The sequence below is a fragment of the Pseudomonas sp. K5002 genome, from assembly GCF_013386655.1.
Lineage (GTDB): Bacteria > Pseudomonadota > Gammaproteobacteria > Pseudomonadales > Pseudomonadaceae > Aquipseudomonas.
In genome coordinates this window covers 1-1,314 of record NZ_JACARK010001342.1, presented here as the reverse complement: position 1 = coordinate 1,314, position 1,314 = coordinate 1, and the positions used below count along the sequence as shown (strand labels likewise).

The 1,314-nt window shown below is 61.6% G+C and carries 1 protein-coding gene; it reads left to right on the top strand.

From position 1 onward, the window contains the following. On the top strand, positions 1-1,314 hold a 1,314-nt coding region (plsB, locus tag HX846_RS36215; protein ID WP_178967347.1), incomplete at both ends, for a glycerol-3-phosphate 1-O-acyltransferase PlsB.

The window sequence follows — 1,314 nt, the reverse complement described above, 5'->3', positions numbered from 1 at the left end:
CCCGCCTGGTTGATGTGCTCACCGAACACGCAGTAGAGAATGCACAGATCATTCCAGTCAGGGTGTTCTGGGGCCATTCGCCCGACAGCGAGTCCAGCCCCTGGAAACTGCTTTTCGCCGACAGCTGGGCCGTCACCGGCCGCCTGCGCCGGCTGCTGAGCATCCTGATCCTGGGCCGCAAGACCCGGGTGCAATTCTCCGCGCCCATCAACCTGCGTGAGTTGATCGAGCACAATAAAGGCCACGAACGCACCGTGCGCATGGCCCAGCGCATCCTGCGGGTGCACTTTCGCAACCTGAAAACCGCAGTGATCGGCCCCGACCTGTCCCACCGGCGCAACCTGGTGAAGGGCCTGGTGAACATGCCACTGGTACGCCAGGCGATCCTCGACGAGGCCGAACGCGAGAAAATCCCCCCCGAGAAAGCCAAGGCCCAGGCTCTGCGCTATGGCAACGAGATCGCCTCGGACTACACCTACACCGCCATCCGTTTCCTCGAAGTGGTGCTGAGCTGGTTCTGGAACAAGATCTACGACGGCATCAAGGTCAACAACATCGAAGGTGTGCAAAAGGTCGCCCAGGGCTACGAGGTGATCTATGTACCGTGCCATCGCAGCCATATCGACTACCTGCTGCTCTCCTATCTCCTGTTCAAGAATGGCTTGACCCCGCCGCACATCGCCGCCGGGATCAACCTGAACATGCCGGTGATCGGCAGCCTGTTGCGCCGTGGCGGGGCGTTTTTCATGCGCCGTACTTTCAAGGGCAACCCGCTGTACACCTCGGTGTTCAACGAATACCTGCACACCTTGTTCACCAAGGGTTTCCCGGTGGAATACTTCGTCGAAGGCGGACGCTCGCGCACCGGGCGCATGCTGCAACCGAAGACCGGGATGCTGGCGATCACCCTGCGCAGCTTCCTGCGTTCCTCGCGCATGCCCATCGTGTTCGTGCCGGTGTACATCGGCTATGAGCGGGTGCTGGAAGGCCGCACTTACCTGGGCGAACTGCGCGGTGCGAGCAAGAAGAAAGAGTCGATTTTCGATATTTTCAAAGTGGTCGGCGCCCTCAAGCAGCGCTTTGGCCAGGTCGCCGTGAACTTCGGCGAACCGATCAAGCTGGCTGAATTCCTCGACAGCGAGCAGCCCGACTGGCGCTCCCAGGAGCTGGGCCCGAACTACAAGCCGGCGTGGCTCAACGAAACCACCAACCGCCTCGGCGAACGGGTGGCGCAACACTTGAACGAAGCGGCGGCGATCAATCCGGTGAACCTGGTGGCCCTCGCGCTGCTGTCCACCACCCGCCTGGCCCTGG